Annotated in this window: 16 protein-coding genes; 12 read left to right on the forward strand and 4 right to left on the reverse strand. The window is 53.2% G+C overall.

Annotated features, from left to right (window positions below; all coding sequences use genetic code 11):
* Positions 1–191: 191 nt before the first annotated feature.
* On the reverse strand, positions 192–674 hold the full coding sequence (smpB, locus tag Q8W32_RS05140; protein WP_303431845.1) for an SsrA-binding protein SmpB: 483 nt from the start codon (positions 672–674) through the stop codon (positions 192–194).
* A 488-nt stretch (positions 675–1,162) separates the two neighbouring features.
* Here smpB and Q8W32_RS05145 point away from each other — a divergent pair, with 488 nt between their 5' ends.
* The gene (locus tag Q8W32_RS05145; protein ID WP_303431846.1) at positions 1,163–1,594 is read left to right on the forward strand and encodes a type II toxin-antitoxin system RatA family toxin; all 432 of its coding nucleotides are present in this window, start codon (positions 1,163–1,165) and stop codon (positions 1,592–1,594) included.
* Complete coding sequence (locus tag Q8W32_RS05150) at positions 1,587–1,877, forward strand: RnfH family protein (RefSeq protein WP_305413978.1); 291 nt, start codon at positions 1,587–1,589, stop codon at positions 1,875–1,877. The genes Q8W32_RS05145 and Q8W32_RS05150 overlap by 8 nt, the downstream gene beginning before the upstream one ends.
* Before the next feature lie 29 nt (positions 1,878–1,906).
* Here the strand turns inward: Q8W32_RS05150 and Q8W32_RS05155 are convergent, their stop codons facing one another.
* Positions 1,907–2,314, reverse strand: a complete 408-nt coding sequence (locus Q8W32_RS05155) for an outer membrane protein assembly factor BamE (RefSeq protein ID WP_303431848.1) — start codon at positions 2,312–2,314, stop codon at positions 1,907–1,909.
* Between the two features lie 93 nt (positions 2,315–2,407).
* Here Q8W32_RS05155 and fur point away from each other — a divergent pair, with 93 nt between their 5' ends.
* The gene (gene fur, locus Q8W32_RS05160; protein WP_303431849.1) at positions 2,408–2,815 is read left to right on the forward strand and encodes a ferric iron uptake transcriptional regulator; all 408 of its coding nucleotides are present in this window, start codon (positions 2,408–2,410) and stop codon (positions 2,813–2,815) included.
* Between the two features lie 312 nt (positions 2,816–3,127).
* Here fur and recN read toward each other — a convergent pair whose 3' ends face one another.
* On the reverse strand, positions 3,128–4,807 hold the full coding sequence (recN, locus tag Q8W32_RS05165) for a DNA repair protein RecN (protein ID WP_305413979.1): 1,680 nt from the start codon (positions 4,805–4,807) through the stop codon (positions 3,128–3,130).
* Between the two features lie 160 nt (positions 4,808–4,967).
* On the opposite strand from recN, the gene grpE reads away from it, so the two are divergent.
* From grpE to dapB, 4 genes are all read left to right on the forward strand, one after another.
* Positions 4,968–5,549: a nucleotide exchange factor GrpE gene (grpE, locus tag Q8W32_RS05170; protein WP_303431851.1), complete on the forward strand. Its 582-nt coding sequence runs from the start codon at positions 4,968–4,970 to the stop codon at positions 5,547–5,549.
* Between the two features lie 153 nt (positions 5,550–5,702).
* Positions 5,703–7,613, forward strand: a complete 1,911-nt coding sequence (dnaK, locus tag Q8W32_RS05175) for a molecular chaperone DnaK (RefSeq protein WP_303431852.1) — start codon at positions 5,703–5,705, stop codon at positions 7,611–7,613.
* Between the two features lie 104 nt (positions 7,614–7,717).
* Positions 7,718–8,842, forward strand: coding sequence for a molecular chaperone DnaJ (gene dnaJ, locus Q8W32_RS05180; RefSeq protein WP_303431853.1), 1,125 nt, complete (start codon positions 7,718–7,720; stop codon positions 8,840–8,842).
* 94 nt (positions 8,843–8,936) lie between these two features.
* On the forward strand, positions 8,937–9,740 hold the full coding sequence (gene dapB / locus Q8W32_RS05185) for a 4-hydroxy-tetrahydrodipicolinate reductase (protein ID WP_305413983.1): 804 nt from the start codon (positions 8,937–8,939) through the stop codon (positions 9,738–9,740).
* A gap of 60 nt (positions 9,741–9,800) precedes the next feature.
* On the opposite strand, the gene Q8W32_RS05190 is transcribed toward dapB, so the two are convergent.
* On the reverse strand, positions 9,801–10,457 hold the full coding sequence (locus Q8W32_RS05190; protein ID WP_303431855.1) for a TetR/AcrR family transcriptional regulator: 657 nt from the start codon (positions 10,455–10,457) through the stop codon (positions 9,801–9,803).
* Positions 10,458–10,942: 485 nt separating this feature from the next.
* On the opposite strand from Q8W32_RS05190, the gene carA reads away from it, so the two are divergent.
* The 5 genes from carA to Q8W32_RS05215 all read left to right on the forward strand — a co-directional run bounded on the left by carA (position 10,943) and on the right by Q8W32_RS05215 (position 19,290).
* The gene (carA, locus tag Q8W32_RS05195; RefSeq protein ID WP_303431856.1) at positions 10,943–12,097 is read left to right on the forward strand and encodes a glutamine-hydrolyzing carbamoyl-phosphate synthase small subunit; all 1,155 of its coding nucleotides are present in this window, start codon (positions 10,943–10,945) and stop codon (positions 12,095–12,097) included.
* A gap of 19 nt (positions 12,098–12,116) precedes the next feature.
* On the forward strand, positions 12,117–15,338 hold the full coding sequence (carB, locus tag Q8W32_RS05200) for a carbamoyl-phosphate synthase large subunit (protein WP_305413984.1): 3,222 nt from the start codon (positions 12,117–12,119) through the stop codon (positions 15,336–15,338).
* Positions 15,339–15,363: 25 nt separating this feature from the next.
* Complete coding sequence (greA, locus tag Q8W32_RS05205; RefSeq protein ID WP_303431858.1) at positions 15,364–15,840, forward strand: transcription elongation factor GreA; 477 nt, start codon at positions 15,364–15,366, stop codon at positions 15,838–15,840.
* Positions 15,841–16,115: 275 nt separating this feature from the next.
* Positions 16,116–17,606: a glycerol kinase GlpK gene (gene glpK, locus Q8W32_RS05210; protein ID WP_305413985.1), complete on the forward strand. Its 1,491-nt coding sequence runs from the start codon at positions 16,116–16,118 to the stop codon at positions 17,604–17,606.
* 28 nt (positions 17,607–17,634) lie between these two features.
* Complete coding sequence (locus Q8W32_RS05215; RefSeq protein ID WP_305413987.1) at positions 17,635–19,290, forward strand: glycerol-3-phosphate dehydrogenase/oxidase; 1,656 nt, start codon at positions 17,635–17,637, stop codon at positions 19,288–19,290.
* The last annotated feature ends 113 nt before the right edge of the window (positions 19,291–19,403 follow it).

The following is a 19,403-nucleotide window of genomic DNA, read 5'->3' on the forward strand; positions in this document are numbered from 1 at the left end:
TGTGAGCCCAGGGCAACAGCCCTTCTGTCCAGTCAGAAACCCATAGGCTTTTTTATCGGCCAGGTTCCCTTGCAGGTAATGTTCTGACTGTTGTGGCAACGCAGTATTTCGCGTAGCAAGAGCGGAACTATACGTCTATCCGTGGGTTTTGCCAAGTACCTATCGAACCAGTACCTGGAAAACAGGATAAATCAGCGTACCGAGTGTTTCATGATGCGTTCTTTTTGTTTGGCCCAGTCGCGGTCCTTGCTGGCGGCGCGTTTGTCGTGGGACTGTTTGCCTTTGGCCAGGGCGATTTCGGCCTTGACGCGATGGCCTTTCCAGTAAAGGGCGGTGCAGACGCAGGTATAGCCTTTGGCCAGTACTTTTTGCTCCAGCCGTTCGATTTCACGGGCGTGGAGCAGCAGTTTGCGCTCTCGTCTGGGTTCCGCAATGATGTGGCTGGATGCCTGGTTCAGCGGCGTAATCAGTGCGCCGGTGAGCCACACTTCGCCTTTGTGGAAGGTGACGTATGAATCCAGTAGCTGGCACTTGCCTTCTCGCAGTGCTTTGACTTCCCAGCCGCTGAGCATCACTCCAGCTTCTTGCTTGTCTTCAAGGAAATAGTCATGGCGAGCCCGTTTGTTCAAGGCGATGGTCGAGCTGGCGGCTTTTGGCTTTTTTTTGGTACTCATACTGTCAACAGGAATGTCTCTGGGCGGTGTGGGACTTGTCTGGTCGGATGCTGTGGCATCAGCGTCTGTTTTTGGCGTTGTTCTCAACTTGATACAGCTGAAGAATTTTTAACAATACAGCCACAGGTTGGTCAGGAGAATAACATGAATTCAGATAAAACCGGTATGAGTGGTGTGAGGTGTTGATTGGGATCTGGATTCTGACTGCGTTGCCAGCCTGGGGAACATTCGCTGGCCAGTGGTGAACGGGTCATTATGGCGTGTTTTTTATCAAGGAGCTTTGGCGTGGAAGAATGGAAGGCCACACGCAGGGGTTTCTCTCAGCTAACATTTTATTGCCACTCAGTGGTATTCTTTGCGCAGTTTTTGTTGGCTGGGTTGTCTGTTGCCCGTGGCTGTTGGGCTGTTTTTGATGAATGGTTTACGGTCTCGATGTTGCCTTGGCGGCGGTTAAGTCAGCGGTTTTTCAACTTTATTCAAGAGGTATCATGACCACCATTACGCGCAGTGCGCTGGTGATGTTCAGTGCAGAGCAGATGTTCGATCTGGTGAATGACGTTCGCCGCTATCCGGAGTTTCTGGATGGTTGTCGACAGACTGAGGTGATTGACGAGGGTGAGGATTTTATCAAGGCTCGGCTGACGATCGCCAAGGCTGGCATTAATCAGAGTTTTAGTACCCACAATCGTCTGGTCAAGCCGGAGCGGATGGAAATGGAGCTGCTGGACGGCCCATTTACCCGTTTTCATGGTATTTGGCATTTTCAAAAATTGTCGGAGGAAGCCTGCAAGGTATCCCTGGATATGGAATTTGAAGTGGCAAACAAACTGACCGGTGTTGCTTTGGGGGTCGCCTTCAAACAGGTGGCTAATATGATGGTTGATTCGTTTGTGAAGCGAGCTCAGGTGGTGTATGGCTGACACAATAACGGTTGAAGTGGCGTACGCGTTGCCGGAAAAACAGCGGATTCTGGTGGTGCAAGTCCCTGTCGGGAGTAGTTTGCTGGAAGCTGCCCGTCTCTCTGGTATTCAGCGGGAATTTCCTTCATTGGATCTGGAGTCCGCCAAAATGGGTATTTTTGGCAAGGCGGTGAGAAATTTGGCTGAGGCGGTTCAGGACGGCGACCGCATTGAGATTTACCGTCCGCTGATTATCGACCCGAAGCAGGCGCGAGCCAATCGTGCCGCCAAGGCAAAGGCGTAGCCTGCTTGCCCTGGCGTGATTTTGACGCATTACTGGGTGAGTTCGACCGGGATGGTATTGACGGAGGTTTCTTCCTGGGGCAGAGAATCCAGCTGGCTCTGTTCCGAGAACGTCGCGTTGGGCAGCGTGCCGGTGTAGTTCATATAATTGCCCTGATCATCAAAAAATACCTGGATGTGATATTGCTTGGTGATTTCGTCACGCTCTTCCAGCGTATAGATATAATCCCAGCGTTGGCTGTTGAATGGATTTTGCAGTACCGGGGTGCCCATCACGAATTCAACCTGGTGCGCCGTCATGCCAGCATGTAGCTGATCCAGCATATCCTGGGTGACGATATTGCCCTGCTGAATGTTCAGCTTGTGTACACCTGGGAAAACGCAGCCGGAAAGGGTTGCAAAACCAAGTAAAAAAGTCAGAATTGTCGCTCGCATCATTCAGCTGTTGTCTCGTCCGGAGGTTTGCGTTTTTGCATTGATGGACGATGATACCTGATGAACCAAGTCGCTGTGAAATATTCGAGGGTTGCAATGTCCGATCAAAATCTGGAGTTGCGTAAAGCAGGTCTGAAAGTCACTCTGCCAAGAATCAAAATCTTGAGCATTCTGGAATGTAATCCGGAAGCGCATCTGAGTGCTGAAGATGTCTATAAATCATTGATTGAGGCAGGTGAAGATGTTGGGCTGGCAACTGTTTATCGGGTGCTGACCCAGTTTGAGGGCGCTGGACTGGTGACTCGCCATAATTTTGATGGTGGTCATTCTGTGTTTGAGCTGGATAAAGGAGGTCACCACGACCATATGGTAGATGTTGATTCTGGCACAGTGGTTGAATTTACCAATGAAGAAATCGAGCGGTTGCAGCATGAAATTGCAGCACAGCACGGTTACGACCTGGTTGATCACAGCCTGGTGCTTTATATCCGCAAGAAGAAGTAATCCGTATTGGCCAATGTCAGATGATGACATTGGTTTTATAGGGGAGATGAGGGGGCTGTGATGTGTCTCCCCAGATATGGCGGCCTTGGCCGCTTTTTACCAACGTCGGTCGTTGGCAGATTTGTGCCTTTGTGCCGAAGCCTCTGTAACATCGGTGACGACATTCGTCGTTGCTGCCTGTTTTCCTTTCTCTGATAGCGCTTCTGTGTGGTTTGCCGCTCTGATTATTTGACGGTTGGCGGTGCTGTGATCTTGCCCGGTTAATGAATATTCATGCTGGGCCGTATCATTTTATTGCTTTGTCAGCCAGCGCTACGCCTGTTTGACCAGTGCCAGCATCTCTTTGGCATGAGTCATGGTGCTGTGTGTGATATCAACACCTCCCAGCATACGAGCAATTTCCTGAGTCCGTTGGGTGTCGCCGAGTTCTGTAATACGCGTGTGAGTGTACTCATCGCCAGAAATCTTACTGACCATAAAGTGCTGATGTGCTTGCGCCGCCACCTGGGGCTGGTGGGTGACGCACATGACCTGGCCGCGTTCACCAAGAGCACGCATCAGGCGACCCACCCGTTCAGCGGTGCCACCGCCAATACCAACGTCTACTTCATCAAAAATCAGGCAGGCAATATCGCTGGTGGCTGCGGTGACGACCTGAATTGCCAGGCTGATTCGTGACAGCTCACCTCCGGAGGCGACTTTGGCCAGCGGTCCGGCAGGCATCCCCGGGTTGGTTTGAACCATAAAACGGATCTGGTCGATGCCGTGCTTGCCTGCTTCACTCAGTGACAGCGGGTTGATATGGGTTTCAAACCGGGTGCGCCCCAGTGCCATGGCATCAAATTGATCACATACGTTGGCATCCAACCTGGCGGCGGCCTGGATGCGTGCCTGGCTCAATGTCTGCGCTTCGGTCAAGTAGCGCTGTTCCAGTGCGATCACTTGCTCTTGCAGATCTGCGAGGTCTTCGTCTGACATGCTTAGTTCGGCAAGTGCGGCTTCTTGCTGCTGCCAGTGATCGTACAGCTCGGTCGGTTGGATCTGATGCTTGCGTGCCATGCTGAAAATATCACTGAGACGTTGCTCTACCTGCTGTAGCCGGTGGGGGTTAATGTCTACCTGCTCCAGATAGTGACGTAACGAGTGACCTGCTTCCTCGAGCAGTATCTGGGCTTGCTGCATCAAGTCACGTGCTTCTGTCAGGCTGGTGTGCTGGTCATCAATACGCAAGAGTTGCTGATAGGCAACCCAGGCCATCTGGGCTGCTCCCTGGCTGTCACCGTCGTCACCTGTGCTGGCGGCCAGTGCCTGTTGTCCGCCCAGTAACATGGATTCTGCATTGGCCAGGCGCTTATGCTCCAGCTCCAGATCCGCCAACTCCGTCACGCCGAGAGACAATTCTCGTAATTCTTCTACCTGATAGCTGAGTAATTGACGCTGAGCCTGGACTTCACTACTGACTTCCTGCAGCTTGTGCAGGCGTTTTTTCATACGTTGCCATTGCTGAAAACAGTTGGCGACTCTGGTGGCCAATGGTTTCAGGTTGCCAAAGGCATCGACGATGTCACGAGGGGCGTCTTTTTCCATCAGCCGTTGGTGGGCGTGCTGGGAATGAACCTCGATCAGATGTTGTGATAACTCACGCAAATCGTTGGCAGACGCGGGGCGGCCATTAATATAGCCGCGGGAGCGGCCCTCGGCCGAAACAACCCGCCGCAGCAAGACAAGGTCTTCTTCATCAGGAATATCGCGGCCAGCCAGCCACTGACGAGCCTTGGGTGTTGGGCAAAAACTGGCGCAGATTTCCGCACGTTCAGCACCTTGTCGCACCATGGCGGCATCGGCACGTTGACCCAGCGCCAGACCAAGAGCATCCAGCAGAATGGATTTGCCAGCACCGGTTTCTCCAGTGATGACGGCCATGCCGCGCTGAAACTCCAGTTCGAGATGTTCAACCAGGGCAAATTGATGAATAGACAGATGGGTGAGCATGAAAATAACGCCTTTATCTGAATGTATAACCAGTGTTTTTATATACAGTACTTGTTACTGTCAAGTGACAAGTTGAATTCTCTTACGGTTATACCCTTGAATCCGACGAGCGGAACCCCATATAGCTGCGAGCGCCATTTTTCGACGAGAGGAGTACTTCATGTCAGACGAGCAAAAAAATCAGGACGAAGCCCTGCAAAACGAAAATCAGCAAGCTGATGCCAGTATTGAGACCGGAGAGGCTGAAGAAGCGGCAGCCACTGATCAGCCAGATGTCGAAGCACAGCTGGCAGCAGCCCAGCAAGAAATCGCTGATCTGAAAGAGCAGGTTCTTCGCGTTCAGGCCGAAATGCAAAATGTACGTCGTCGTGCTGAACTGGACGTGGAAAAAGCCCACAAGTTCGGTCTGGAAAAATTTGCCAACGAAATGGTTACCGTCGTGGATAACCTGGAGCGTGGCCTGGCGGCCGCACCGGAAGAAGAGGCGACCAAAGCCATTCGTGACGGCATCGAGATGACGCTGAACGGATTCCTGTCGGCCCTGGCCAAGTTTAATGTCGATGTGGTCGATCCGGTTGGTCATCCGTTTGACCCTGAACACCACCAGGCCATGACCATGGTCGAAAGCGCGGATGCCGAACCCAATTCGGTGGTTGCTGTGATGCAAAAAGGCTACCTGATGAACGGTCGCTTGTTACGTCCTGCAATGGTTGTTGTGAGTAAAGGCAGCTCTGCAAGCTGAATGGCAGGTTGCAAAAATTTAATGGCATGCCTTGAAAGCGCCAGCTTCGGACACATATACAAGTCATAGGCAAATACATCGCAACGTTCCTCGTTGCAATCGGTTAAAGACAAGCAAGCAGTGATCACTGCTCGAGTTTTGGAGAGATTTATCATGGGTAAGATTATTGGTATTGACCTGGGAACCACCAACTCCTGTGTGGCGATCCTGGATGGCGATAAGACCAGAGTTATTGAAAATGCAGAGGGTGATCGTACTACACCGTCTGTCGTCGCTTACGCTGACGAAGAAGTACTGGTTGGTCAATCTGCCAAGCGCCAGGCCGTTACAAACCCACAAAATACCTTGTTTGCGGTCAAACGTCTGATCGGTCGTCGCTTCAAGGATGATGTGGTTCAGAAAGACATCAAAATGGTACCGTACAAAATCATGGAAGCCAGCAATGGTGATGCATGGGTTGAAGTACGTGGCGAGCAGTTTGCTCCCCCACAGGTGTCTGCTGAAATCCTGAAAAAAATGAAAAAAACCGCTGAAGACTATCTCGGCGAAAGCGTTACCGAAGCAGTGATTACCGTACCTGCTTACTTTAACGACTCCCAGCGTCAGGCAACCAAAGACGCCGGTAAAATTGCCGGTCTGGAAGTCAAGCGTATTATCAACGAACCAACCGCAGCGGCGCTGGCTTACGGCATCGACAAGGAAGGTGGCGACCGGACTGTTGCTGTCTATGACCTGGGTGGTGGTACCTTCGATATCTCCATTATCGAAGTCGCTGATGTGGATGGCGAGAAACAATTTGAAGTGCTGGCCACCAATGGTGACACCTTCCTGGGTGGTGAAGATTTCGATATGCGCCTGATTGAATATCTGGCGGATGAATTCAAGAAAGACAGCGGCATCGACCTGAACAACGATCCATTGGCTCTGCAACGTCTGAAAGAAGGCGCTGAAAAAGCCAAGGTTGAATTGTCCAGCAGTCAGCAAACCGATGTGAACTTGCCTTATATTACGGCGGATGCCACTGGTCCCAAGCACTTGAACGTCAAAGTGACGCGTGCCAAGTTGGAAAGCCTGGTGGAAGAGCTGGTCAAGAATTCACTGGATCCTTGCCGCATGGCACTGAAAGACTCTGGTCTGAGTGCCAGTGAAATTGACGAAGTGATTCTGGTCGGTGGTCAGACCCGTATGCCGCTGGTACAGAAGAGCGTTGCCGATTTCTTTGGTAAAGAGCCACGTAAAGACGTTAACCCGGACGAAGCGGTAGCCGTTGGTGCTGCGATTCAGGGTGCGGTTCTGTCTGGTGATGTGAAAGATGTACTGTTGTTGGATGTTACTCCTCTGACTCTGGGTATCGAAACCATGGGTGGTGTGGCAACACCGGTTATCGACAAGAACACCACGATTCCTACCAAGAAATCACAAGTGTTCTCTACTGCAGATGATAACCAGACTGCCGTAACGATCCATGTAGTACAGGGTGAGCGTAAACAGGCTGCCCAGAACAAGTCACTGGGCCGTTTTGACCTGGCTGATATTCCGCCTGCGCCACGTGGCACGCCACAAATCGAAGTCACCTTCGACATCGACGCAAACGGTATTCTGAACGTTAGCGCCAAAGATAAGGCGACCGGCAAAGAGCAGTCGATTGTGATCAAGGCCTCTTCTGGCCTGAGCGATGAAGAGATTGAACAAATGGTTCAGGACGCTGAAGCGAATGCGGAAGCGGACAAACATTTTGAAGAACTGATTCAGGCTCGTAATACCGCCGATGGCATGATCCACGCGACCAAGAAAACGCTGGAAGAAGCCGGTGACAAGGCAACGGAAGAAGAAAAAACAGCCATTGAAACAGCGATTACTGAACTTGAAGCAGCACTGAAAGGTGATGACAAGGCTGACATTGAAGCTAAAACCACCACTCTGACAGAAGCTTCTGGTACGCTGGCGCAAAAGCTGTATGCCGAGAAGGCCGAAGCTGAAAAAGCCGGTGCTGCTGATGCAGGCTCTTCTTCAGCGGATGACGATGTCGTTGATGCTGAATTTGAAGAAGTCAAAGACAAGTAAGACGACAGATGGGAGACGGGAGTCAGCCAACCTCTGGTGGGCTGACTCCCGTCTTGCGTCTCACATGGCTGGATCAATAGCTCCCATCTGAGGCAAGAAAGACGATGTCCAAACGAGATTATTACGAGATTCTTGGTGTATCAAAAGATATTGATGCCAAGGACCTTAAGAAGGCCTACCGTAAATTGGCCATGAAATATCACCCGGACCGTAACCCGGATGACAAGGATGCCGAAGCCAAATTCAAAGAGGCAACGGAAGCCTACGAAATCCTGAATGATAGCCAGAAACGCGCAGCGTATGACCAGTACGGTCATGCCGGGGTTGATCCCAATGCGGGTGGTGGCGGATACGGCGGTGCTGGTGCTGCAGGCTTTGGCGATATCTTCGGCGATGTGTTTGGCGATATTTTTGGTGGTGCTGGCGGCGGTGGCCGTGGTGGTCCGCAGCGTGGTTCTGACCTGCGCTACACCATGGAATTATCGCTGGAAGAAGCCGTTCGCGGTGTCGAAAAGAAAGTGCGGATTCCAACACTGGTCAGCTGTGAAGTTTGTCACGGCAGTGGTGCCAAACCAGGTACCACTCCGAAACACTGTCCTACCTGTAATGGGGTTGGCCAGGTGCGGATGCAGCAAGGTTTCTTTTCGGTGCAGCAAACCTGTCCGACCTGTCATGGCCAGGGCACAATCATTGAAGATCCGTGTACCAGCTGTCATGGCCGTGGTGTAAAAGAAGAAACCAAAACCCTGTCGGTTAAGATTCCGCCAGGTGTGGATACCGGTGACCGTATTCGCCTGTCGGGCGAAGGCGAAGCTGGCGCCATGGGTGGACCCGCTGGTGACCTGTATGTTCAGGTCAGTGTGCGCGAACATGCACTGTTTCATCGCGACGGCCGCAATCTTTATTGCGACGTGCCGATCAGTATTGTGGATGCGGCATTGGGTGGCGAAATGGAAGTGCCGACACTGGATGGACGGGTACGCCTGAAGATTCCAGCTGAAACCCAAAGCGGTAAATTGTTCCGCCTGAAAGGCAAGGGTGTTGCGCCAGTACGTGGTGGTGGTGCCGGTGATTTGCTCTGTCGAGTGCAGGTTGAAACGCCTGTCAGCCTGAACGATGAACAAAAAGCCTTGCTGATGAAGTTCCAGGAATCACTGACAGGCGAAAAACACGCGCCGCAAAAAAAGAGCTGGTTTGAAGGTGTGAAACGGTTCTTCGAAGACGTTTGAAATGGCGTTAGAGGCCATTAAAAGCTGACATTCAAATACAGCCCGCGGTTGCACCTTGTGCCACCTCGGGCTTTTTCTTATCAGGAATTCAACCATGACACGAATTGCCATTACCGGTGCGGCCGGACGTATGGGACGAGTGCTGATTCAGGCTGTTGATGCCGCGGAAGGCGCAGATATTGGTGCCGTAATTGTACGCCACGACGACCCAATGTTAGGCATTGATGCCGGCGCAATTGCCGGTTTGGGGAAAGATCTGGGTATTCCAGCCGTCGCCAGCCTGGACGAAGTGGCTGACCAGTTTGATGTGCTGATCGATTTTACGACCCCGGTCGCGACACTGGCCAACCTGGCCTTTTGCCAGCACCACGGCAAATGCATTGTGATTGGTACAACCGGTTTCAGTGACGCTGAAAAAGCCATCCTGGCCGACACGGCAAAACACACCGGTGTGGTATTTGCCCCGAATTATTCGGTAGGGGTTAACCTGTGCCTGAATTTGCTGCGTATGGCAGCCAAGGTGATGGGCGAAGAGAGCGATATTGAAGTGGTTGAAATGCACCACCGTCATAAGGTCGATGCGCCATCCGGTACCGCTCTGCGTATGGGAGAAGTGGTGGCAGAAACCATGGGCTGGGATTTGAAAGAAGTAGCCTGCTACGGCCGGGAAGGCCAAACCGGTGCTCGTCCGCACAAGCAAATTGGTTTTGAAACCATTCGTGGGGGTGATGTGGTAGGGGATCATACGGTCATGTTTGCTACCGAAGGTGAACGGGTTGAAGTTACTCACAAAGCCCAGAGCCGTATGACCTTCGCTCGAGGTGCGGTGCGTTCAGCTCTGTGGATTCCCACTCAGGGGGCTGGTTTGTACGATATGCAGGATGTGCTGGGTTTCTGACTGTGAGAGCAGGCAACCGGATATTGTTGGTTGCCTGTGATACTCGGCTGGCTCTGGTTTTCAGGCCGTCATGGCGGCCGTGGCAGGTCGTGCAGTCTTTTCGGTTCGCTGGTGTTTTACTCGCAGTAAATGATCCAGCGCCTGATCGACGATGCGATGGATATCGTCGGGTTTTCCTTGTGGGTCAAACATCATCCCGGTCAGCATCTGGCTGTTACCCCATAACCAACGGGCCCGTTCTGTTGCGGCTAACCCTTGCTCCAGCTCACCCTGTCTGATGGCAGCTTCTATCTGGGTGGATAACTGCTGCAGCAACTCTGACTGCAGTGTCAAATAGCGAGGCCAGACGACTTCTCTTGGTGATGCACTCCATTCCAGCCAGACCTTGATGTAATCCGGCTGTTCTTCACACGCTTGTAAAAAGCGCTGGAAGTAGTCACGAATGCGCGCCAGAGGGGTTGCTTCTGCAGTAAAAGCCTCTTCTGCCATCGCCAGCATAAAGCGGGCGATTTCATCCAGGACACTGATAACCAGGGAGTCACGGGTTTTGAAATAATTAAAAACAGTGGCTACCGATACCCCTCCCAATTCGGCGATATCTGTATGGCCTCCACGACCGATACCGCGCCGGGAAAAAACCTCAACAGCGTGTGTGAGTAGTAACCGTTTGCGCTCCTCCGGAGCAAGCCGTCGGCGACCATCAACAGCAACAGGCATGAAAATCCCTCATTCTTGTGTTCTATCATTACGCGCCTGAAGCCAAACAGGAATGCCTGTACCGTACGGGTGAATACGCGGCAAAAAACTGACAAGCTGTCCAGCAACTGGCTACCCATAGTCACTATGTAAATAAATCGCCTGTTTCTGGAAGCAAAATACCGTTTCAAATTGTATGTAACAATGTGTAAGCGAGTTCTGGCTGGTGTGTTTTCCGGTTATGTAAAAGGGCTTTATCAGAATTCCGGGCAGATAACCTGAACACCGCCCGGAACACCTTCAGCGCCATGGACATAAAAGCGTCTTTTGCGTATAATTCCCGGTTAATCAAAGCTCGGAGCTTCTCCTGCAGAAGTCACCGACCATTACAAAATTTCTGAAATTAGCGGAATGCCGATGAGCGGATCAGCATTCCGCTTTTTTACGCATGGGGTACCTGCCTAGTACCTCGCTTCGCCTGTTTTTCTTTGCTCGGGGATACAGTTTTGTCTACGCCAGCCATTCTAGCTCTTGAAGACGGCAGCTTGTTTAAGGGCACCAGTATCGGTGCTTTGGGAACGTCTGTTGGAGAGGTTGTTTTCAACACGTCCATGACCGGTTATCAGGAAATCCTGACTGACCCGTCCTATACCAATCAGATTGTTACACTCACTTACCCACATATTGGCAGCTACGGAACCAACAGCGAAGACGTTGAGTCCGCTGGTATTGCCGCCAAAGGGTTGATTATTCGCGACTTGCCATTAATGGCCTCCAGCTTTCGCAGCGAACAAGCACTGGATGAATACCTGCGCGCCAACAACGTGGTCGGACTGGCGGATATCGATACCCGCCGCCTGACCCGTATCCTGCGTGAAAAAGGGTCTCTGAACGGTTGTCTGATTGCAGCGGAAGATGCCTGGAGTGACGAGAGCCAACAACAGGCCCTGACCGAAGCCAAGGCTTTCCCCGGTTTGAAAGGGATGGATCTGGCCAAGGAAGTCACAGTCAGTGAACCCTTCCAGTGGACCCAGACCGACTGGACTCTGGGAGAAGGTTATGGCGAACAGAGCGAAACCCGATTCAAGGTTGTCGCTTACGATTTTGGCGTCAAGTACAACATCTTGCGCCTGTTGGCCGAGCGCGGTTGTGAACTGACCGTTGTACCGGCACAAACGTCAGCCGCCGATGTACTGGCGATGAATCCGGATGGCATCTTTTTGTCCAACGGCCCGGGTGACCCGGAGCCTTGTACCTACGCCATAGAAGCGATCCGGGAAATCCTGGAAACCGACATCCCGGTATTCGGTATTTGTCTGGGGCATCAACTGCTGGCACTGGCTTCCGGTGCAACCACGTTGAAAATGAGTCATGGCCATCACGGTGCCAATCACCCGGTACAGGATCTGGCCACCGGCAAGGTCATGATTACCAGTCAGAACCACGGCTTTGCGGTCGATGAAAGTTCGTTGCCTGATAACCTCAAGGCAACCCACAAGTCACTGTTCGATGGCACGCTGCAAGGCATTGCCCGTACCGACAAGCCCGCGTTCAGCTTTCAGGGACACCCTGAAGCCAGCCCTGGCCCTCGTGACGTAGCACCGCTGTTCGACCACTTTATTGATCTGATTGAAACCGCCAAAGCCAAGGCCAACGGATAACCACAGGACTGACTGAGTAATGCCAAAACGTACTGATATCAACAGCATTCTGATCATCGGCGCTGGCCCCATTGTGATTGGCCAGGCGTGCGAATTCGACTACTCCGGCGCCCAGGCCTGTAAGGCCCTGCGCGAGGAGGGCTACCGCGTCATTCTGGTCAACTCAAACCCCGCCACCATCATGACCGATCCATCGATGGCGGATGCGACCTATATCGAACCGATCACCGTGGAAGCGGTGGCCAAAATTATCGAGAAAGAACGCCCGGATGCGTTGTTGCCGACCATGGGTGGTCAAACCGCCTTGAACTGTGCCCTCGGCCTGGAAAAAGCCGGCGTTCTGGAACAGTTCGGCGTGGAAATGATCGGTGCCAATGCCGATACCATCGACAAGGCAGAAGACCGTGATCGCTTTGACCAGGCGATGAAAAAGATTGGTCTGGCGTGTCCACGTGCGGGCATTGCCCACACCATGGAAGAAGCCCGTGAAGTACAACAATCACTGGGTTTCCCTTGTATTATCCGTCCTTCCTTTACCATGGGTGGCACCGGTGGCGGTATCGCCTATAACAAGGAAGAATTTGAAGAAATCTGTACCCGTGGTCTGGACTTGTCGCCAACCAGCGAACTGTTGATCGATGAATCACTGATTGGCTGGAAAGAGTACGAGATGGAAGTCGTGCGCGACAAAAACGACAACTGTATTATTGTGTGTGCCATCGAGAACTTTGATGCCATGGGGGTTCACACTGGTGACTCCATTACTGTGGCACCGGCACAAACCCTGACGGACAAAGAATATCAAATCATGCGTGACGCCTCGTTGGCGGTACTGCGTGAGATCGGCGTTGAAACTGGCGGTTCCAACGTGCAGTTTGGTATGGATCCAAAAACCGGTCGTATGGTCGTGATCGAGATGAACCCACGGGTATCCCGGTCTTCGGCACTGGCGTCCAAGGCAACCGGTTTCCCGATTGCCAAGGTGGCAGCCAAGTTGGCGATTGGCTACACCCTGGACGAATTGCAGAATGATATTACCGGTGGTGCAACCCCGGCATCGTTCGAGCCGTCGATTGATTATGTGGTTACCAAGATCCCCCGTTTTACCTTTGAAAAATTCCCTCAGGCCGATGGCCGTCTGACCACCCAGATGAAGTCCGTGGGTGAAGTGATGGCGATTGGCCGTACCCAGCAGGAATCCTTGCAAAAAGCCCTGCGTGGTCTCGAAGTTGGTGCATCCGGCCTGGATCCCAAGGTAAACCCGGCAGACGAAGGAGCTCGCGACAAAGTGATCTCCGAACTGGTCACGCCGGGTGCCGAACGTATCTGGTACGTAGGTGATGCTTTCCGCATGGGGTTGACCATTGATGAGATTTACCAGTATTCCGGAATCGATCCCTGGTTCCTGATACAGATAGAAGACCTGATCAAGGACGAAGCCACCGTTTCTGCCAGCAGCCTGACGGCATTGGATGCCAGCGCTGTCTATCGCCTGAAACGCAAAGGCTTTTCTGATCAACGCCTGGCAACCTTGTTGGGCATTTCTGAAAAAGCCTTCCGCAAGCATCGCCAGAAATTGAATATTCGCCCGGTTTACAAGCGGGTTGATACCTGTGCGGCTGAATTTTCGACCGATACCGCTTACATGTACTCGACCTACGAGGAAGAGTGCGAAGCGAATCCGACCGATCGTGACAAAATTATTGTACTCGGTGGCGGGCCTAACCGGATTGGCCAAGGGATCGAGTTTGACTACTGCTGCGTACACGCGGCGCTGGCAGCGAAGGAAGAAGGGTACGAGGCCATCATGGTCAACTGTAACCCGGAAACCGTATCGACCGACTACGACACGTCTGACCGTTTGTACTTTGAACCGGTAACCCTGGAAGATGTGCTGGAAATCGTCGAGAAAGAAAAACCCAAGGGTGTCATTGTCCAGTACGGTGGCCAAACGCCATTGAAACTGGCCAACGAACTGGAAGCCTGTGGTGTGCCGGTGATTGGTACCTCGCCGGAAGCCATTGACCGTGCAGAAGACCGCGAGCGCTTCCAGCAAATGATCCAGCGTCTGGGTCTCAAACAGCCGGTTAACGCCACCGTGACTTCTCCGGAAGAAGCTGTCACCCGTGCCGCCGAAATCGGTTACCCGTTGGTTGTGCGCCCATCCTATGTTCTGGGTGGTCGTGCGATGGAAATCGTCAGTAACGAAAAATCCCTGCGCCGCTATATGAACGAAGCAGTACGGGTTTCCAACGATTCCCCTGTACTGCTGGATTACTTCCTGGATCGCGCCATTGAAGTGGACATTGACGCCGTTTGTGACGGCGAACAGGTCGTGATTGGTGCCATCATGCAACACATTGAACAGGCCGGGATTCACTCCGGGGATTCCGCCTGCTCACTGCCGCCTTACAGCTTGCCGGCTGAAGTGCAAGACCTGATGCGCGAACAAGTGAAAGCCATGGCGCTGGAACTGGGAGTTGTCGGTCTGATGAATACCCAGTTGGCCTGGCAGGATGGTGAAATCTACGTGATTGAGGTGAACCCTCGCGCATCACGTACCGTGCCTTTTGTCTCCAAGTGTATCGGTGTATCGCTGGCCGCTGTTGCTGCCAAGGTCATGATGGGGCGGACATTGGCGGAACTGGGCTTTACGGAGGAAATTATTCCACCGTATTTCTCCGTCAAGGAAGCCGTATTCCCGTTCAACAAGTTCCAGGGTGTTGACCCGATTCTTGGGCCAGAAATGAAGTCGACCGGCGAAGTCATGGGAGCGGGCACCACTTTTGGCGAAGCCTTCTTCAAGGCTCAGCTGGGAGCCGGAGCAGACTTGCCAGAAGGTGGCACTGCTTTCCTGTCGGTTCGTGAAGCTGACAAGGCCGGTCTGGTGGCGGTTGCTCGTGGGCTGGTGGAATGCGGCTTTGAACTGGTCTGTACCGACGGTACCCGACGGGTACTGGAAGAGGCCGGAGTGCCATCCAGTCGTATCAACAAGGTGACCCAGGGCCGGCCGCACATTGTCGACACCATCAAGAACGATGGCATCGACCTGATCGTCAATACCACAGACGGTGCCCAGGCTATTGCAGATTCAGCAGATATTCGTCGCAGCGCATTGCAACACAAGGTGTATTACACCACCACACTGGCAGGTGCTGAAGCGATTGTGGAAGCGCTGCGTTCAGAAGGTCTGAAAGACGTTCATCGTCTGCAAGATCTGCATGCCAGCATCGGCCAATAAACCAAGTTATCAGGAGTCAATGCAAATGCAGAAGTTTCCTATGACCCTAGAAGGGGAAAAGGCATTGCGCGATGAGTTGCAACGCCTGAAAAGTGTTGATCGTCCGACCGTTATCCAGGCGATTGCGGATGCCCGTGAACACGGCGATCTCAAAGAGAATGCCGAGTATCACGCAGCCCGTGAGCAGCAGGGTTTTATTGAAGGCAGGATTCAGGAAATTGAAGGCAAGCTATCCAATTGCCAGGTGATCGATATTCACTCCATTCCTCGTACCGGCAAGGTGCTGTTTGGTGTGACCGTTACCATTATTAACGTCGATACCGATGAAGAAGTGAAATACAAAATTGTTGGTGATGATGAAGCCGATATCAAGGCCAACCGTATTTCGGTGTCATCGCCGATAGCGCGTGCGTTGATTGGCAAGGAAGAAGGCGACACCGTTGTCGTCAAGATTCCAAGTGGTACTGTGGAATATGAAATTGATCAGGTTGAACATATCTGATCTGTCAGTGATTGCCGCACCACCTAATCGCCTCCTTCGGGAGGCGTTTTTGTATCTGGCTGTTGCATCGCCAGAGGTGGGTTGGTACCGGGAGTGTCCGCTTGTGTCGCTTCGTATCAAGTGCGGCTGATTCTTGAATTATCTTTATAAATCAAATACTTGTTATATTTTTGAGCCGATTTTATGCCACGGTTCGGCGGACTCAGGCTGTATCCTGGTGACAGCGACTGGTATGGTCAGATGATCAATATAATAAGGTGTTACGGGAGAATGACATGGGCAACCGTTTAGGTATTCTTGCCATCGATCAGGGCACCACCAGTACGCGGGCCATTGTCTTTGACCAGCAGTTGCAAACCCTTGCCACGGCACAGCAGGAATTTCCCCAGCATTATCCGGATGATGGCTGGGTTGAGCACAATCCTGATGATCTTTGGCAGAGTACCTGTGCGGTGGTACAGCAAGCGCTGGCCGCTGCCAGAGAACAAGGCTGTCAGGTCGCCGCAATCGGTATGACCAATCAGCGCGAAACCACCCTGGTATGGGACAAGCACAGTGGTGAAGCGGTTTATCCGGCCATTGTCTGGCAAGACCGGCGTACCGCCCGGCTGTGTGATCAGCTGCGGGCAGAGGTCGGGGATGAATACGTTCAGGCGCGGTCTGGCCTACGCCTTGACCCCTATTTTTCGGCCACCAAGGCCGCCTGGATTCTGGATCATGTGGAAGGTGCCCGGGCACGGGCCGAACGCGGTGAACTGCTGTTCGGGACGGTCGACAGTTACCTGATCTGGAAGCTGACTGGTGGCCAGCGGCACGTAACCGATGCCACCAACGCCAGCCGTACCAATCTGTTTAATATTCATCGGGGTGAGTGGGATCAAGAACTGCTCGAGCTGTTTCGTATTCCCGCGGCGATGCTGCCACAGGTACAGGATTGCTCTGGCGATTTTGGCACCGCCTTGGCGTGTTTTACCGGTGCTGAAGACATTGCCATTACCGGTGTGGCCGGTGATCAGCAGGCCGCCAGTGTCGGCCAGTGTTGCTTTGAACCGGGGCAAGTCAAAAGCACCTACGGCACTGGGTGTTTTGTGCTGCTGAATACCGGTACCCAACCCCTGAGCTCCAGTCATGGATTACTGACCACGGTTGCCTTGCAGCTGGATGGCCAGCGTACCTACGCGTTGGAAGGAGCCATTTTTGTTGCCGGAGCAACGGTGCAATGGCTGCGAGATGAACTGGGTATTATCGAACGGGCGTCCGATACCGAACGATTGGCCAGCGCACTGGACAGCAATAAAGGCGTTTACCTGGTGCCCGCTTTTACCGGGTTGGGTGTACCTTACTGGCGTAGTGATGCCCGTGCCGCCATTGTTGGCCTGACCCGTGGGGCCGGCAAGGCCGAACTGGCCCGGGCGGCACTGGAAGCCGTGTGTTACCAGACCGCCGACCTGTTTGCGGTGATGGCAGAAGAAGGCATTCGGCCAACGTCATTGCGGGTGGATGGCGGTATGGTGGCAAACAACTGGTTGCTGCAATTTCTTGCCGACGTACTGGATACCGAAGTCTTGCGTCCGGCGCTGCTGGAAACCACCGCGTTGGGAGCGGCGTATCTGGCGGGACGCGCTGTCGGCCTCTACGGTGATACCCACGAATTTACCCGTTTGTGGCAATGCACCGCGACCTTTACACCCACCATGAGCGAGCCACAGCGAACGGCCCTGCTGTCTGGCTGGCAAAAAGCCGTGCAGCGTGTGGTGCTGGAATAAACGCCCTGCTGCCAATAAGGAAAAACGTGTGACCCTGCGACAAGATACTCTGAAACAACTGGATGGTGAGTGCTTTGATGTACTGATCGTTGGTGGTGGCATTAACGGTGCTGTATCCGCAGCGGCCTTGGCCAGCCATGGTGCGCGGGTGGCACTGATTGATGCCCATGACGTTGGCAGTGCCACCAGTGCCAACAGCTCCAACCTGGTATGGGGCGGGATCAAATATCTGGAAAGTGGTGAAGTGGCGCTGGTGAACGAACTGTGCCGCAGTCGCAATCGCCTGATGCAGCGATTTCCCAGCCGTATTCGGGAAATCCGCTTTCTGACAACAGTACCCAAAGGATTCCGCAAACCGGCCTGGATGGTATATCTGGGTGCCTTGTTGTACTGGGGGTTTGGACGCGGTGTCACATTAAAGCCGGAATACCTGTCCCGACGGCGTTTGCAGCAACGTCAGCCACTGATCAACACCGATATTGCTCAAGGTGGGTTGGAATATTCCGACGCCTGGCTGGTGGATAACGACGCTCGCCTGACATTTGATTTTATTCGAACAGCCGTTCGACAAGGGGCCGTGGTGGCCAACTATACGGCTTCTGCAGGCTCGCAAAAAGTGGGTGACGAATGGCACACCTGGGCTGTTGATCAGTACCGCGGCGAGAAAACACGGGTTCGCTCCCGTGTATTGTTGAATGCAACAGGACCGTGGGTGGATGATTATAACCAGCACAGTCAGCAATCGATGAATCATCATCATGTGTATTCCAAAGGCATTCATTTGATTGTTCCCCGGTTGGTGGAAGAAGACCGGGTACTGGCATTTTTTGCCAGCGATGGCCGACTGTTTTTTATGATTCCCATGGGCAACAAGACCTGCCTGGGTACTACGGATACCCGGGTTAAGCGGCCTGAGGCGGTGGTCACTGATTCGGATCGCCAGTTTGTGCTGGATAACGTCAATCAACGCTTGAACCTGCCTCAGCCTCTGACAATCGCCGATGTCATCTCTGAACGCTGCGGGGTCCGGCCGCTGGTGGTGGTTGGTCCGGCTCCTGATTCCCCGGAAAGCCAGCAGGACGACCGTGGGGATAACGACTGGCTGAACCTGTCACGCAAACATGCGATTGATCAGAGCGCAGATCCCAGCTACCTCAGTATTTTTGGTGGCAAGCTGACCGACTGTATTAACGTCGGCGAAGAAATTCACGAGCGACTGTGCGCGTTAGGCATATCACTGCAACCGTTGTCGGATCGTTGGTTTGGAGAACCGGACGAGCGCCGCCGGGAAGGTTTCTGGCATCAGGCAACCGCACAGGGATTGGATCAGCACTGGTGTGAACACGGTCGGGAGACCCTGCCACAACGCTGGTGGCGACGTTACGGTACCGATGCCTTTGAGTTACTGGTGGATGTGGCTGACCATCCGGAATGGCTGCAGCCCATGCTGGATGGTGACGACGTGCGCGAGGCAGAAGTGCGCCTGGCAGCGCGGTTGGAAATGGTCACCCGGCTGGAAGACTTTCTGCGTCGCCGTACCATGCTGGAGCTGACTCTGGGCAAAGCGGCGCTGGCACAGTCACCGGCCTTGGCACGGATCAGTCAACTGTTGTTTGGCAGCGATGGAGAGCGACAGCTGGAGGACTATCTGGCGACGACAACAGCGGCAACCAACGACCGTTAGATCGCCAGTAATCCGGTTCATCGGTTATGCCCGCTGGTTGTGTCAATCCAGCCATTGGCTGCCTATACTGCCGCGTTTTATGGTGGATCGTTGATGGTTTCTTGTTATGGGAA

Source organism: Oceanobacter sp. 3_MG-2023 (assembly GCF_030688925.1).
GTDB lineage: Bacteria > Pseudomonadota > Gammaproteobacteria > Pseudomonadales > Oceanobacteraceae > Oceanobacter.